General features: G+C 70.5%; 15 protein-coding genes. 2 read left to right on the plus strand and 13 right to left on the minus strand.

From position 1 onward, the window contains the following. Window positions 1-7: 7 nt before the first annotated feature. From ACFQS1_RS09470 to ACFQS1_RS09480, 3 genes are all read right to left on the minus strand, one after another. Window positions 8-595 carry a TMEM165/GDT1 family protein gene (locus tag ACFQS1_RS09470; protein ID WP_378966339.1) on the minus strand — a complete coding sequence of 196 codons (588 nt, stop codon included), beginning with the start codon at window positions 593-595 and terminating at the stop codon, window positions 8-10. 222 nt (window positions 596-817) lie between these two features. Next, window positions 818-2413 carry an alpha/beta hydrolase gene (locus ACFQS1_RS09475; protein WP_378965873.1) on the minus strand — a complete coding sequence of 532 codons (1596 nt, stop codon included), beginning with the start codon at window positions 2411-2413 and terminating at the stop codon, window positions 818-820. 147 nt (window positions 2414-2560) lie between these two features. Continuing rightward, complete coding sequence (locus tag ACFQS1_RS09480) at window positions 2561-3802, minus strand: MFS transporter (RefSeq protein WP_378965874.1); 1242 nt, start codon at window positions 3800-3802, stop codon at window positions 2561-2563. A gap of 81 nt (window positions 3803-3883) precedes the next feature. Between ACFQS1_RS09480 and ACFQS1_RS09485 the strand changes: the two genes are divergently transcribed. After that, the gene (locus ACFQS1_RS09485) at window positions 3884-4471 is read left to right on the plus strand and encodes a TetR/AcrR family transcriptional regulator (RefSeq protein ID WP_378965877.1); all 588 of its coding nucleotides are present in this window, start codon (window positions 3884-3886) and stop codon (window positions 4469-4471) included. Window positions 4472-4491: 20 nt separating this feature from the next. On the opposite strand, the gene ACFQS1_RS09490 is transcribed toward ACFQS1_RS09485, so the two are convergent. Together ACFQS1_RS09490 and ACFQS1_RS09495 are read right to left on the minus strand one after the other, a co-directional pair. After that, a complete protein-coding gene (locus ACFQS1_RS09490) occupies window positions 4492-6261 on the minus strand; it encodes an MFS transporter (RefSeq protein WP_378965879.1) in 1770 nt (589 codons plus the stop codon). A 15-nt stretch (window positions 6262-6276) separates the two neighbouring features. Beyond that, on the minus strand, window positions 6277-6726 hold the full coding sequence (locus ACFQS1_RS09495) for a MarR family winged helix-turn-helix transcriptional regulator (protein ID WP_378965881.1): 450 nt from the start codon (window positions 6724-6726) through the stop codon (window positions 6277-6279). 127 nt (window positions 6727-6853) lie between these two features. On the opposite strand from ACFQS1_RS09495, the gene ACFQS1_RS09500 reads away from it, so the two are divergent. Further along, window positions 6854-7744: a DUF4240 domain-containing protein gene (locus tag ACFQS1_RS09500; protein WP_378965883.1), complete on the plus strand. Its 891-nt coding sequence runs from the start codon at window positions 6854-6856 to the stop codon at window positions 7742-7744. Between the two features lie 25 nt (window positions 7745-7769). On the opposite strand, the gene ACFQS1_RS09505 is transcribed toward ACFQS1_RS09500, so the two are convergent. From ACFQS1_RS09505 to ACFQS1_RS09540, 8 genes are all read right to left on the minus strand, one after another. Continuing rightward, window positions 7770-8060: a hypothetical protein gene (locus ACFQS1_RS09505; protein ID WP_378965885.1), complete on the minus strand. Its 291-nt coding sequence runs from the start codon at window positions 8058-8060 to the stop codon at window positions 7770-7772. Beyond that, the gene (locus ACFQS1_RS09510) at window positions 8048-8347 is read right to left on the minus strand and encodes a hypothetical protein (RefSeq protein WP_378965887.1); all 300 of its coding nucleotides are present in this window, start codon (window positions 8345-8347) and stop codon (window positions 8048-8050) included. The genes ACFQS1_RS09505 and ACFQS1_RS09510 overlap by 13 nt, the downstream gene beginning before the upstream one ends. A gap of 161 nt (window positions 8348-8508) precedes the next feature. Beyond that, on the minus strand, window positions 8509-10083 hold the full coding sequence (locus ACFQS1_RS09515) for an APC family permease (RefSeq protein WP_378965889.1): 1575 nt from the start codon (window positions 10081-10083) through the stop codon (window positions 8509-8511). Between the two features lie 92 nt (window positions 10084-10175). Continuing rightward, window positions 10176-11165, minus strand: coding sequence for a zinc-dependent alcohol dehydrogenase family protein (locus tag ACFQS1_RS09520; RefSeq protein ID WP_378965892.1), 990 nt, complete (start codon window positions 11163-11165; stop codon window positions 10176-10178). Continuing rightward, window positions 11162-11977, minus strand: a complete 816-nt coding sequence (locus tag ACFQS1_RS09525) for a carbohydrate ABC transporter permease (RefSeq protein WP_378965894.1) — start codon at window positions 11975-11977, stop codon at window positions 11162-11164. The genes ACFQS1_RS09520 and ACFQS1_RS09525 overlap by 4 nt, the downstream gene beginning before the upstream one ends. Then, complete coding sequence (locus ACFQS1_RS09530; protein WP_378965896.1) at window positions 11974-12906, minus strand: carbohydrate ABC transporter permease; 933 nt, start codon at window positions 12904-12906, stop codon at window positions 11974-11976. Before ACFQS1_RS09530 ends, ACFQS1_RS09525 begins: the two co-directional genes overlap by 4 nt. Continuing rightward, the gene (locus ACFQS1_RS09535; protein ID WP_378965898.1) at window positions 12907-14265 is read right to left on the minus strand and encodes an ABC transporter substrate-binding protein; all 1359 of its coding nucleotides are present in this window, start codon (window positions 14263-14265) and stop codon (window positions 12907-12909) included. It lies immediately after the preceding gene. A 50-nt stretch (window positions 14266-14315) separates the two neighbouring features. Then, complete coding sequence (locus tag ACFQS1_RS09540) at window positions 14316-15077, minus strand: DeoR/GlpR family DNA-binding transcription regulator (protein ID WP_378965901.1); 762 nt, start codon at window positions 15075-15077, stop codon at window positions 14316-14318. Window positions 15078-15202: the final 125 nt, after the last annotated feature.

Here is a 15202-nt window from a genome sequence, read left to right on the forward strand (position 1 = left end):
CTGTCCCCTATCGCAGTTCGATGATCGCTTCGACGATCAGCCAGATGCCGAAGATAGCGAAGAGCGCGGCCGCGCCGTACTTGATGACCCGCTCGGGCAGGTGCCGGCCGAGCAGCCGGCCGACCAGGATGGCCAGCGCGTCGGCGGCGACCATGCCGATGGTCGAGCCCAGCCAGGTGCCGAACCAGCCGTGCTGAGTGGCCAGCGTGATGGTCGCCAGCATCGTCTTGTCGCCGAGCTCGGCCAGGAAGAACGCCCCGCCCACCGCGAGAACGGCCGACTTCGTCGTACGCGAAGCCTTGTCCTTTTCTTCGTCGGTGAGCTTGTCGCCGCGCAGCGTCCAGGCGCCGAAGACGAGGAACGCGAGGCCCGCGACCAGCGAGATCCAGCCGGTGGGCAGGGTGGCGCCGAGGCCGTAACCGATGCCGACCGAGACCGCGTGCACGACCGCGGTGGCCACGGTGATGCCGATCAGCACCGGCAGGGTCTTGAAGCGGGTGGCGAAGGTCAGCGCCATGAGCTGCGACTTGTCGCCCAGCTCGGCCACGAAGATGACCACGAAGCTGAGCGCCAGCGCGGCGAGGAAGCCATCCACGAGAAACTCCCGGTAGTCGGGACCGGGAGGAAGACGCAGAGCGACCTCGACCCGGCCGTCAATGAACAACAGCCAAGTCGAAGGTCTCGCTCGCCTCCGCTGAGGCCGCGCGGCCGGACCCCGGAGGATCAGTATGTCGACCGCGACGTTAGGAGCTACTCCCCTTCGCGCCCGCAAGCCTACCCGGCGCCACCTCCCGAACCCGCCGGGAGGTGGCGCTCATCACCGAGTGACCAGGGCGGATCGCAGTTCGAGACGGGTCGCCGGGGCGGGGGCGCGCTTCGATCGGGCAGCGCCGTTGGCCGGGTCCGGCTGGGGAATCGGGTCGCATTTCTGGTCGGAGCGCTCACCCGGCCGGCGCTTGGGCAGGGCGCCGGAGGCCAGGTAGTCGGCGACCGCATTGTCGACGCAGTCGTCGCCGAAAAGCGAGCCCGCGTGGGTGGTGCCGCCGACCCCCTCGACCAGGGCCGAGCGCGGGAACCGCTTGCGCACCTCGAGAGCGCCGCTGAACGGCGTGGCCGCGTCCAGCGTCTCGCTGATCAGCAGGATCGGCGCCACGGTCTCGCCGGAGACGTTGGTCGGGATGGCGGGCGCGGCCGCCCAGTCCCGGCACGGCGCGTTGAACCAGGCGTTCGCCCAGGTCTCGAACGGCGCCCGGCGGTGCACCTCCCAGTTGTCCGAGGTCCACTTCGTCCAGCTGGCCGGCCAGGCGGCGTCGGTGCACTGGACGGCCAGGTACATCGCGTACCCGTTGTCGGCGCCCTTCTCCTGCGGGTTGTTCTTGAGGTAGAGCCGCTCGAGCGCCCCGGCGTCGTGCTTGCGGACCCAGTCGCTGAACGCCCGCGCGATGTCCTCCCACCCGAAGACGTAGTAGCCGGCCTGCAAGAAGACGTCGGTGAGCTCGGAGGAGCCGATCTTGCCGCCGGCCGGCTTGGCGGCCAGCCGGGCCCGCTCGGCGTAGTAGAGCCGCTCGACGGCCCGCGCGGTGCGCCCGAGATGGTAGATCTTGTGGTACCGCGCCAGCCACGCGAAGTAGATCTTCATGTTCCGGTCGAACGCGACGTCCTGGTCGAGGTTCGAGTCGTACCAGACCCGGGCCGGGTTCACGACGCCGTCGAGCACCATCCGCCGCACCCGGGACGGGTAGAAGGTGGCGTAGACCTGGCCCAGGTACGTGCCGTACGAGAAGCCGTAGAAGTTGATCTGGGTGGCGCCGAGCGCGAGCCGGATGCTCTCCATGTCCCGCACGGAGTCCTGCGTCTTGAGGTGGTCGAGCAGCGATCCGCCGGCCTTCCGGCAGTCCCGGGCGTACCGCTGGGCCCGCCGCAGCCAGGTCGTCTCGATCGCGGTGGTGGTCGGCACGTACTCCGGCCGGCGGAAGCCCGCGTATTTGCTGTCGCACGTCAGCGCCGGCTTGCTGGCCCCGACGCCGCGCGGGTCGAAGCCGATCCAGTCGTACGCGTCGCCGGCGCCCTTGGGCACCAGCGAGCCGAGCACCGCCAGGCCCTGGCCCTTCGCGCCCGGCCCGCCCGGGTTGACGAGCATGACGCCCTGGTATTTGGCCTCCGGGACGGTGTGCTTGACGCGGGCGACCGCGAGATCGAGGGTCGGGCCGCCGGGCGTCTTGTAGTCCACCGGCACGGCCAGCACGCCGCACTCGGCCTTGCGCGACACCAGCGACGGATCGGTGCACTTTTGCCACTCGATCCGCGGGTCGTAGCCGCCCCGGTGGCGCACCTGGTCCGCTCGGGCTCCGGTCGCCGCGGCACCGACGGCCGCCAAGGCGATCGTCATGGCCGCCGCCAGAATTCTTCTCATCCCCAGCCCTCTCGTGTCCGATTCGCCCCAATATGCTGCGGCGTGGGCGGTCACATCGGGACCGCCCACGCCGGGGCGTTACGAAAGAGAGCTGTTCGGACTAACGCTGACGAAGCCGCCGGGCAACCGACGCTGACGCGCTCACGCTTACGAAGCCGGCCGCGCGACGCGCTCACGCTTGCGAAGCCGCTGGGCGCCCAGGGCGATCGCGCCGAGCGCGGCCACGACGATGCCGTAGACCAGGGCGGTCGGGTGCAGGCCGAACGAGGTGGCCGCGAATCCGGCGATCACCGCCGGCAGGCTGAAGGCCGTGTACGCGATCACCAGCGCCACCGCGAACAGCTCGCCCCGCTCGTGCGGGGCCGCCAGGATCGCCAGCGTGCCGAACGAGGCGAGCGCCGAGGCGCCGAAGCCGATCCCGGAGAGCACCGTGCCGGCCGCGGCCACCGCGACGCTCTCCGACTCGAGCCCGGCCACGCTGATCACCGAGCCGGCGGTGAGGAACGCCCCGGCCATGGTGAGCACGCGCGGGGTGGGGAGATTGCGCATCGCGTACGAGGTGACCGCGCCCGTGGCGCAGAGCAGGGTCACGACGAAGCCGCCGACCAGGTGGTTGGTGAGCCCGAAGACACCGGCCGCCACCGAGGGACCGAGCGAGAGGTAGAGCCCGCCGATGGCCCAGCTGGCCACGATGATCGGCGCGAGGGCGAGCAGGTCGGCGCGCAGCCGGGGTGGCACGCCGAGCCGGGGCGAGAGCGAGGCGACCGCGCCGGGCTTGCGGGCCGAGGTCTCCGGGATCCTGGCCACCACGATGCCGGCCAGCACCATGCCGGCGAGCAGCAGCGCCCAGACCAGGTGGGTGGGCTCGGGGGCGAACTGGACGAGGGCGCCGCAGCCGAGCGCGCCGACCGCGAGCCCGGCGACCGGGGCGATGCCGTTGATCAGGCCGGCCCGGCCGGGAGCGTGCGGCGGGTTGAGGTCGACCAGGGCCGCGCCGAGCGTGGTGAGCGCGGCCCCGGTGGCGATGCCCTGCAGCAGGCGGGCCACGAGCAGCACGGTCACGTCGCCGGCCACGAAGAACAGGGCGAGCGAGGTGGCCTCGAGCGCGATCGCGGCGGCCAGCACCGGGCGGCGGCCGACGTGGTCGGAGAGGGCGCCGAGGGTGAGCAGCGTCCCGATCAGGCCGACCACGTACACCGCGAAGACCACCGTCAGCGTGGTGGCCGAGAAGCCCCACAGGTGCTGGTAGACGACGTAGAGGGGGGACGGGGCGGCGGACGCGGCCGCGAAGGTGACGAAGATGGCGGCGATCGCCGCGAACGCGACCGGGCGCGAGAGGCGCCGCCGGCGGTCGCGGACGGCCGGTGTCGCTTCGGCAACGGTGGTCATGAGGCGATCCTCCCGAGATTCAACAGACAGGTCTGTCTGTCCTGGAGACACTAGACAGACCTGTCTGGTATCGTCAAATACATGTCTGCTGCGTCACCCACGAAGAAGGCCACCGCCCGCGAGCGCCTGCTCGCCGCGGCCGACGAGCTCTTCTACGCCGAGGGCGTGCACACCGTCGGCATCGACCGCATCATCGAGCGGGCCGGGGTCGCCAAGGCGTCGCTCTACAGCTCCTTCGGCAGCAAGGAGGAGCTGGTCCGGGCGTATCTCGAGGGCCGGCACGAGATCCGGCGCCGGCGGATCATGGCCGGGCTCGAGCGGTTCGACAATCCGCGCGACCGGCTGCTCGGCGTCTTCGACGTGCTGGCCGAGGTCAGCTCGACGCCCGGCTTCCGCGGCTGCGCCTTCTACAACGCCAGCGCCGAGTCGGTGGGGAGGGGTGGCGCGGTCGAGCAGGTCTCCAACGCCAATCGCGCCTGGACCCGCGGGCTGTTCACCGAGCTGGCCCGGGACGCCGGGGCCGCCGACCCGGCCGCGCTGGCCGACCAGCTGATGATCCTGTACGACGGCGCCTCGGTCGGCGCCCGGATGGACGGGCAGCCCGGCGCCGCCGCCCTCGCCCGCAGCGTCGCGGCCGGGCTGCTGGATGCCGCCACGGCCGCTCGATAAGGGTCTACCGCGATAAGGGCCTACTTGGTGTCGATCGGCTCGGCCACCCCGGTGGCCGGCGAGAGCGGCTGCGCGTCGGAGATCTCGGCCCGCACCTCGGCCTGGTGGGCGACCTCCCCGGGGCCGCCGGCCGCGATCGCCTTCGTGGCGCGCACCAGCGACGCGGCCGCGCCGACCACCAGCAGCCCGATGGCCATCCAGAAGACGATCACCAGGCCGTCGTGGAACGGTTCGGCGATCAGCCGCGGGAAGAACTCCAGGCCGGTGAGGTTGGCCGCGTTCGCCGCCGGCAGCGCGCCCAGCACCTGCGGGCCGAGCAGCTCGCCGATCGGGTTGTAGCCGAGGAACGCCGCGAACAGCGTGCCGACCGGGGGCAGCTGGGCGATCGCGCCGGCGGTCTGGGCCGGCACGCCCTGGGCGACCAGGCCGCCGGAGAGGCTGTCCGGCAGCGAGTCGGCGAGACCGGCGACCATCAGCGAGAAGAAGATGCCGATCGAGAGCACCTGGCCGGCGTTCTGGAAGGTGGCCCGCATGCCGGAGGCGGCGCCGCGCATGTTGGCCGGCACGCTCGACATGATCAGCGACGTGTTCGGCGCCGCGAACAGGCCGCCGCCCAGGCCGTTGATGAAGATCAGGATCCCGAAGACCAGGTAGTTGAAGTCGCCCGGCAGCGCCAGCAGGCCGACGAACGACCCGGCCATCACCAGCAGGCCGCCCGCCGCGAACAGGCGCGGGCCGAACTTGTCGGACAGGTAACCGGCGAGCGGCCCGGCGACCAGGAAGCCGATCGTCAGCGGGACCAGGTAGATGCCGGCCCACAGCGGGGTGGACTCGTAGTCGTACCCGTGCAGCGGCAGCCAGATGCCCTGCAACCAGATGATCAGCATGAACTGCAGGCCGCCGCGCGCGATGCCGCCCAGCAGGTTGGCCGCGTTGCCGCTGGCGAAGCCCAGGTTCTTGAACAGGCCGAGCGGGAACATCGGCTCGGCCACCTTGGTCTCGATGAGCCCGAAAGCGACCAGCACCGCGGCGCCGCCGATCAGGCCGAGCAGCACCCACGGATTCGTCCAGCCCTGCGTGTGCCCGCCGTACGGCTGAATGCCGTACGTGATGGCGGCCAGCACGGCCGTGAGGCCGACCGCGAAGGTCGCGTTGCCCCACCAGTCGATCCTGGCTTTCCGGCGGACGCCGGTGTCGTGCAGCGACCGGTACGCCCAGACGGTGCCGAGCACGCCCAGCGGGATGTTCACCCAGAAGATCGAGCGCCAGTCCCACTCGGCCAGCACCCCGCCGAGGACCAGGCCGATGAACGAACCGGCCAGCGCCGAGACGATGTTGACGCCGAGCGCCATGCCGCGCTGCTCGGCCGGGAACGCGTCGGTGATGATCGCGGCCGAGTTGGCCATCAGCATCGCGCCGCCGACCGCCTGCAGCACCCGCCAGCCGATCAGCCAGATCGCGCCGCCGCCGCCCTCGAACGGGTCGAGCGACAGCACGATCGAGGTGATCGTGAAGATCGCGAAGCCCGCGTTGTAGATCTTCACGCGGCCGTACATGTCGCCGAGCCGGCCCAGCGTGACCACCAGCACCGCGGTGACCAGCATGTAGCCCATCAGCATCCAGAGCAGGTAGCTGACGTTGCCGGGATCGAGCGGGTTCAGGTGGATGCCCTTGAAGATCGCCGGGAGCGAGATCAGGACGATCGACGAGTTGATCGTGGCGAGCAGGTTGCCGAGCGTGGTGTTCGACAGCGCGACCCATTTGTAGCGGGGGTGATCAACGGCGAGCACGCGAGCTGCCCCTCTTCAGTTGGTGTTCTCGGCCAGCAGGTCGCCGAGCTTTTCCAGCGCCGGGAGCGCCGCCATGATCGCGGCGTGGTCCGCGGCGGGCAGCTGCTCCAGCAGGGCGGAGAGCGCACGGGTGCGGCCCTCGCGGCGGCGGGCGACGGCCTCCCGGCCCGCCTCGGTGATGCTGACCACGACGGCGCGCCCGTCGGCCGGATCGGAGCCCCGGCGGGCCAGGCCTTCCCGCTCGAGCCGGGTGACCAGCTGCGTCATCGCGGGCTGGCTGACGCCCTCGGGAGCGTGCAGCTCGCAGAGCCGGTGCGGCCCGCTGCGCTCGAGCCGGCGCAGGGTGGAAGCCGCGGTGAGGCTCAGCTCGGAGCGGGGCGTGAGCCGGCGGAGCAGCTCGTAGAAGCGCTCGAAGCCGGTCGCGATGGCCTGGTCCTCGGTCGAGATGGTGGTGGTGTGCCGCACCCCGTTTTTATATCACTGGCTTATACAACTTTCATGACCGAGTGACGCACGGCTCAGCGCGCGATTCGCCCGAACGTGCCGTGCGTCCTTGGGCTTCCCGGCGCGCTCATGATGGCAGCATGCGGGCATGGACGAGCAGACCTTCTGGGACCTGGTCGACCGGTACGGCCCCGATCCCGCCGACGCCGACCGCCTGGCCGATGAGCTCTCCGACCACGGCGCCGCGGACATCCGGGACTTCGCCGACCATCTGGCGCGCGCGCTGCACGCGCTGGACACCCCCGCCCACTTCCGGGCCGTCGCCACTTCCGGCGAGTCGTTCCTGGGCGTACGCTGCGCGGCCGTTGCCGCCGGCGCCAGCGCGTACCGGAAAGTGCTGAGCGCGCCCGCCGCGCTCGCCTCCTTCGCCGACCGGCCGGGCACGCAGCTGCTGCCGGTCGCCGAGCGCGCCTTCCGCACCTCCACCCGCGGCGACTGGCAGCACCAGCCCGAGGTCGGCATGAGCACCGGCTCGAACGCCGCCGCGTGGGGCGGCGTCTGGCTGCACCCGCACATGGGCACCACCACCGGCGAGGGCCGGGCCCCGCGGGACTACATGATCGCCCTGCGGCATGTGGCGCTCACCCTGGACGCCGACCCAGCCTGGCACGCCTGGTGGGGCCGGTCCGGCCTGACCGCGTGCGAGCTGGGCATAGTCGCCGAGGGCAAGCTCGACCATCTGCGCCCCAGCGCCGACATCCGCCGCTGCGGCGACCGGCTGCGGGCGAACTTCACCTGCGCGCTGCCCGGCGCGGGCACCGACCTGCCGACCCGGGCGGCGGCCGAGGTGCGGGCCATGTTCGAGGTGATCCGCCAGGCCATGTCGATGCCCGGCCTGCCGCCGACCCCGCCGGTGCCGACCCTGCCCGCCGACGTGCCGGAGGTGCCGGTCACCACCAAGCCGCTGCCGGAGCTGCCGGCCGAGCTCGAGCCGCAGGGCTACCTGACGCTCACCCAGATCCAGGAGTTCTTCGGCTGACCGGCGGCCGTTCCCGGCGCGCGCGTCAGTACGTCAGCGACACCAGCTCGCGCAACTGGTCGACCGCGGCCGGCGGCAGCTCGTGCGCCGCGGCCGCCACCACGCCGCCGCGCAGCAGCGCATAGATCTCCTCCTGCGTCTCCGACGGCAGGTCGGGGATCCACAGGTTGCCCAGGTTCTCGTCGACGATCGTGCGCAGCCAGTCGGCGGTCTTCTCGTCGGAGAGGCGGGGGATCAGGTATTCGAGGGTCCACTCGAAGAGCCCGCCGGAGGACTGCCAGTCCCGCTCGGGGCGGACCATGATCAGCGCGGCCATGCGTGCCCCAGGGTGAAGACGCGGGGCGCCAGCAGGCGCTCGGCGATGAACGACTCGACGGTGTCGACCTGCTGCCGGGTGAACAGCGAGACGTCGACCGGCACGATCTCGGCCTTGCGCAGGTGCAGCACGATCTGCTGGGAGAACCGCCGCCACTGCTGGTCGAACCGGCCGGCCGCGAACGGGCCGACCGCGTCGTAGGAGACGCCGTGCTGGTCGAACCAGTCGGCCCGCGACCATTTGGGGGCGCGGGTCAGGCGTACCCCCAAGGCGCGCTCGATGAGCACGGCGGTCTCCATCTCGTTCGGGCGGAATCGCCCGGTCGCCGAGTCCCACCCGAGCGCTCGAATTCGATCGCGCTCCGCCAGGAGGGCGGAGCGTCGGCGGCCGAACGATATGAGCGGCGTTGCCAAGGTATAGGTCGACAAACCCGGTCACCTCCCGTCAGTCAGCGATTCACCCGTTCCGGTCGATGCGCCCCCGGCTCGCGGGGTTGCGGCAATGGAGTGACGACGACGGCCGTCCCGCCCTGGCCGATGCCGGCATAGACGGTGGGCCGGGCGCCGCGCAGCGCGACGCCGTGCACCAGCCCGGCGCCGGCGACCGCGCTCAGCGCGGCCGGCACCAGCCAGACCAGCGTTGCGTCGGGCGGCACGCCGAGCAACGACGGGATGTTCCAGAACGCCAGGTAGCACAGCGTTCCGAGGGCCACTGTGGACAGGATCGGGGCGAGGAAGCGGCCCCACGCGCCCTCGCCGTTGGGCACCCGGTTGAGGTGCAGCAGGGCGGCGAGCGCGGTGGCCAGCAGCAGCACGAGCACGCCGAGGCCGCCGGCCACGCCGAGCCGGTGCGCGAGCGCCGAGGGCGAGCCGACGCCGGCGAGGGCGGACACCGCGAGGGCGATCGCGGCGATGGCGGACTGGACGAGCGAGGCGGTGCGCGGTGCCGAGGTGCGGCGGGCGACGCGGCCGAGGGGGGCGGGCAGCAGGTGCTCGCGGGCCAGGGCGTACAGGTAGCGGGCGATGGCGTTGTGCAGGGCGAGCGCGGCTGCGATCAGGGCGGTGAGCAGGACGACGCGGCCGGTGGTGACGGCCCACGGCGCGAGGCGGGCGCCGGCGAGGTCGAACACGAGCTCCGGGCCGCGGGCCCGGGCGAGGGCGGCGACCTGGCCGGGGGCGGCGCCGACGCTCACCGACCACGAGGCAAAGGCAGCAACAACACCAAAGACCACAATTGACGCGTACGTGGCATAGCCCGCCTCCCGCCGCGGGCGCATGGTCTCCTCCGCGTACGTGCCGGTGGTCTCGAAGCCGATGAAGGCGAGCACGCCGACCGCGAGGAGCAGGCCCAGCGCGGGCCGGTCGATGGCGGAGGCGCCGGTCGGCAGGATCGAGCCGGGACCGAAGCGGTCGCCGGCCGGCGCGATGACGCTCGCCGTGCCGAAGCCGACGGCGACCGCGATCTCGGCCAGCACGAGCAGCGCGAGCAGGCCGCTGAGGATCTCGATGCGAATCGTGCCGCAGAGCGCGACGATCAACCAGCAGGCGCCGGCGACCATCCACCACTGCGCCTCGAACCCGAACCAGCCGTGCACCAGCGGCGCGGCCGCGACCCCGGCGACGCCGTAGAGGCCGAGCTGGAGTGCGGTATAGGAGGCGAGCGCGAGCCAGGCCGCGGCGACGCCGGCCGGCCGGCCGAGTCCACGGGAGACATATGCGTAAAGGGCGCCCGCGAAGGGCGCCCGGTGGACCATTGCCGCGTAGCTCGCCGCGAAGAGCAACAGGACAATCGCGACGGCGACGAAGGTCAGGGGTATCAGCGGCCCGCCGCCACGGGCGTAGGCGGCGGGCACGACGAAGACCAGCACAGCGAGCGGCGCGGTCGCGGCGACCGCGAAGAACGTCACCGCCGCCACCCCGACCCGGCCGGGGGCCAGGCTCCTACCGGCTCCCACTCCCGCGGACGGCGCGGCGAACCCGGGCCCCTCCGGGGTGTTGTCCGGTGGCTCCGCCGCGGTCTCCACGGATCCATTGAGCCTCACCGGGTAGGCATCTGACAACTATCCGTATCGACTCACTCACTTTCGGTCGCTCACGCACCCGCGCGGCGGCCGGCTCAGGGTTCGATGAGGATTTTCCGGCCCTCGCCGCGGCGGAACTGGTCGAGTGCGGTCGCGTACGACGTCAGCGGGAACCGGTGCGAGACGAATATGGACGGGTCCAGGACGCCGGCCGCGAGCATCTGGCCGGCCCGGTCGAAGCTGTGCAGCACCGCCATCGAGCCGGTGATGGTGATCTCGCGGCGATAGATCTCGTACGGCTCGATCGCCACCCGGGCGTCGTACCCGGCCACCCCGAATTGCAGGAATGTCCCGCCGCGCCCGACCCGCCGGAGACCGTCCCGGATGGCGACCTCGACGCCGGTGCAGTCGATGACGACGTCGAAGCCGCGCGGCGCGTCCAGTTCGTCGGCGCTTGTCACGGCAAAAGAGCAGCCGAGCCGCTCGGCGGTTGCCAGCCGGGCCGGGTTGAGATCCACCATGGACACCGACTCGGCGCCCGAGCGCTTGGCCAGCTCGAGCATCATCAGTCCCATCGTCCCCGAGCCATAGATCAGGTACGACGAGGCCACAAGCCGCGGCAGCACGTCGAAGCCGCGGACGGCGCAGGAGAGCGGCTCGATCAACGCCGCGTCCCGTGCCGCCAGCGAGGGCGGCAGCTTGAACAGGTTCGCCATCGGCGCCACCACGTACTCGGCGGCGCCGCCGCTCACCGTGACCCCGATCGCCGCCCAGTTCTCGCACTGGTTGCCCCGGGCTCGCTTGCAGTAATAGCAGTATCCGCAGTACAGCGACGGGTCGATGGCCACCTGGTCGCCGACCGCATAGTCGCGGACCGCCGAGCCGACCGCCACGATCTCGCCGGCCATCTCGTGCCCCGGCACGATCGGGAACGCCGGGGCGAACTCGCCGTCCATGATGTGCAGATCGGTGCCGCAGATGCCGACCGCGGCCGGCTTCACGACTACCTCGGTGGGGCCGGGCGCCGGGTCCGGGACGTCCGAGATCTCGATCGTCCCGGGGGTGACGACGACGGCTGCTCTCACTTGACGGCTCCCATCGACAGGCCGCGGACCAGTTTGTTCTGCGCCACCCAGCCGGCGATCAGCACCGGCAGGGAGACCAGCGTCGCCGCGGCGCAGAGCCGGGCGAGGAAGAGCCCCTCGGACGAGATGAACCCGACCAGGAAGATCGGCGCGGTGCCGGCGTTGGTCGCGGTCAGGTTCACCGCCAGGAAGAACTCGTTCCAGGCGAAGATGAAGCAGATCAGCGCCGTCGCGGCCAGGCCGGGCGACACGATCGGCATGATAATCTTGCGGATCGAGGTGGGCAGCGAGGCGCCGTCGACCTCGCCGGCCTCGAGGACCTCGCGCGGCACCTCCAGCAGGAACGAGCGCATCATCCAGACCGCGAGCGGCAGGTTCATCGACGTGTAGAGGATGACCATGGTCCAGACGTTGTCGAGCATGCCGAGATGCTTGGCCAGCAGATAGATCGGCAGCAGCGCCGCCACGGCCGGCATCATCTTGGTGCTGATGAAGAAGAACAGCGAGTCGGTCCACTTGGCCACCGGGCGGATCGAGAGCGCGTACGCGGCCGGCGTCGCCAGCAGGATCACGAGCAGCGTCGAGAAGATGCTGGCCATCAGCGAGTTGAGCAGGAACGGCGTGATGTTGCGGTCGAAGACCTGCGCGTACTGGTGCAGGGTGGGCGTGAAGGTCCAGGACGGCGGGTTGCTGGCGGCGGCCTGCTCCTGCTTGAAGCTGGTCAGCACCATCCAGATGACCGGGAAGACGAAGACGATCCCGGCGATCCACGCGACCGTGCCCCAGATCGTGTTGTGCAACCGCTTGTTCATCGGCCCTCCTCCATCCGGAACAGGCTGGAGATGACCCGCAGCGCGAAGGTCGCCACGATGATCGTCAGGATCACCACGACCACGCCGGCCGCCGACGCCTCGCCGTACTCGAACTTGCGGAACGTGGTCAGGTAGATCTCGTACGGCAGGTTGGTCGTGGCGGTGCCGGGACCGCCCTGGGTGATGCTGAAGATCGCGTCGAACGTGTTGACCAGGTAGATCGAGCCGAGCAGGCCGCCCAGCTCGAGATACTGGCGAAGGTGCGGCAGGGTCATCCGGCGGAAGATCTGCCACGCGTTGGCGCCGTCGACCCGGGCCGCCTCGAGCACCTCCGACGACTGCGACTGCAGGCCGGCCAGCAGGATCAGCATCATGAACGGCGTCCACTGCCAGACCAGCGTGGTGATCACGGCGGCCTTCGGGTACGACGAGATCCAGTCGGTCGAGCCGCCGAAGATTCCGTTGATCAAGCCGTACGCCGGGTTGAAGATCGCATGCTTCCACAGCAACGCCGCCGCGATCGGCATGACCAGGAACGGTGTGATCAGGAGGGTGCGGACGATCGGCCGGCCGACGAACTTGCGGTCGAGCAGCAGCGCCAGCATCAGGCCGAGGATCATCGAGAAGATCACCGCGCCGGCCGTCAGGAGCACGGTGTTGACCAGCGCCGCCCGCAGCCGCGAGTCGGTCAGCACGGTGGCGTAGTTGTCCAGGCCGATGAACTCGTGCTTGCCCGGCTTGAGGGCGTTCCAGCTCAGCGTCGAGAGGTAGAGGGTGTAGAGGAACGGGATCTGGGTGACCAGGATCGCGAAGATCAGGGCCGGGAGCAGCGGCGCCCGGCGTATCCAGCGTTCTTTCCGCGTGCTGCCCTTGGGGGGCCGGACGGGCGGCTGGGTCCGCTCGTCCGGCCGGGCGACCATGGTGGTCATCTACTTGTAGTTCTTCGCCACGTTCTCGGCCTGCTTCTGGCCATCGGCGAGGGCTTTGTCGACCGAGGTGCTGCCGGCGATGGCCGCGCTCACCTCCTGCGACACCTTGGTGCCGAGGTCGGAGAACTCCGGAATGCCGACGTACTGGACGCCGAGCGCCGGCCGCGGCTGCAGGCCCGGGTTCTCCGGGTTGGCGTGCTCGATGGAGCCGAGCGTGACGTCGGCGAACGCCTTGGCCGAGTCCTTGTACTCCGGAATGCTGTAGGTCGAAGTGCGCTTGCCCGACGGCACCCGCGACCAGCCGAGGTTCTTGCCGACCAGCTGCTCGTAGTCCTTGCTCGTGGCCCACGAGATGAACTTCCAGGCGGCGTCGGCCTTCTTGGTGGTCTTGGGCATCGCCCACGCCCAGGTCCACAGCCAGCCGGAGTACTCGGTCTTGTGGACCGGCGCGTAGACGTAGCCGACCTTACCGGCCACCTTGCTGGCGTTCGGGTCCTCGAGCGTGCCGGCCGCCGAGGTGGCGTCGTACCACATCGCCGCCTTGCCCTGGCCGAACGTGTTCAGGCACTCGGTGAAGCCGGCCTGCGGAGCGCCCGATTCGCCGTACTTCTGCACGAGGTCGACGTAGAACTGGGTGGCCGCGGTGAACTCCGGCGCGTTGACCTTGGGAGTCCAATCTTTTTCAAACCAAGTTCCGCCGTACGTGTTGACCACGGTCGTCAGCGGCGCGAACAGCTCGCCCCAGCCGGGCAGGCCACGCAGGCAGATCCCGGCGACGCCCTTGCCCTTGTCGTTGAGCTTGGCGGCGAAGTCGGCGACCTGCGCCCAGGTCGGGTGCTCGGGCATGGTCAGGCCCTTGGCCGCGAACAGCTCCTTGTTGTACATCAGGAACGAGGACTCGCCGTAGAACGGCGCCGCGTACATCTTGCCGTCCTCGCCGGTCAGCGACTGGACCATCGGCTTGAGCAGGTCACCGGCGTCGTAGTTTGCGTCGGCGTTCGCCTGCGTCGAGAGCTCGTGCAGCCAGCCGTTCTTCGACCAGATCGGCACCTCGTACGCGCCGACCGTGGCGACGTCGTACTGCCCGCCCTGGTTGGCGACGTCCTGGGTGACTTTGTCGCGCAGCTCGTTCTCCGGCAGGATCGTGAACTTCACGGTGATCCCGGTCTGTTTGGTGAAGTTGTCGGCGGTCAGCTTCTGGATGTCCTCCATCTGCGGGTTGCCGACCATGAGCGCGGTGATCGTCTCGCCGTCGCCGCCGCTGCTGCTGCCGCCGGTCGAGCCGGCGCCCGAGCAGCCGGCCGCGGCCGTTGTGATCATCAGTAGGCCGGCCATCGTGACCGCCAGTTTTTTGGGCATGGGGGATCCTCCGTTTTATTCGGAAAACGGCGTTGCGGTTTATGGACGCGTCAGACTCGGATTACCTGCGGTCCGAGCCGCGCATAACGATGCGCCTCGGAAACCGGGAGCGCGGTGTCGGTGATGAGGGTTTCGAATTCCGCTATCTCGGCGAATTTGCAGAACGTGCGGACGCCGAATTTGGTGTGCACGCCGACGAAGACCCGACGGCGGGCGGCCCGGACCGCGTGCGACTTGATGTCCGCCACGGCCGGGTCGGGGGTGGTGAGACCGGCCTCGCGGGAGATGCCGTTCGCGCCGACGAAGGCGAGATCGATCACGAAGCCGGAGAGCATGCCGGCCGCCCAGTGGTCGACGGTGGCCAGTGTGCGGCCGCGCACCCGGCCCCCGAGCAGCAACACCGTGGCCGGAGTCGACTGGGCGAGCCAGGCCGCCGTGTTGAGCGAGGCGGTCACCACGGTCAGCGGCCGATCGGTGGGCAGCGCCTCGGCGATGAGCTGAGGGGTGAATCCCTCGTCGATGAAGATGGTCTCGGCGTCGCCGATCAGGCCGGCCGCGGCGGCCGCGATCCGGCGCTTCTCGGGCACGCCCCGGGTGGTGCGGATGGCCAGGTCGGTCTCGAATTTCGCGGTCTCCACCGGGTACGCGCCGCCGTGCGTACGCCGGATCAGGCCGTGCTTTTCGAGCTGCCGCAGATCGCGGCGAATCGTTTCGGCGGAGACGTTCAGTTCCGCCGCGAGTTTCGCGACGTTGACCTCGCCGTGGCGGCGCGCCAGCGCGACGATCTGGTGATGCCGCTCGTCCGCATTCATTCGCACCTCCCAGGCCCGCTTACCGTGGACTATTTGTAACACCGGCGAAACCGTGTGGCTCGCATCACCTTTCGGGCAAGATGTTGGCATCCCTGCCCGGGTTGCGCGTGGTTTCTCGCGGCACA

It is taken from the genome of Paractinoplanes rhizophilus (genome assembly GCF_042664765.1).
GTDB classification, from domain to species: Bacteria; Actinomycetota; Actinomycetes; order Mycobacteriales; family Micromonosporaceae; genus Actinoplanes; species Actinoplanes rhizophilus.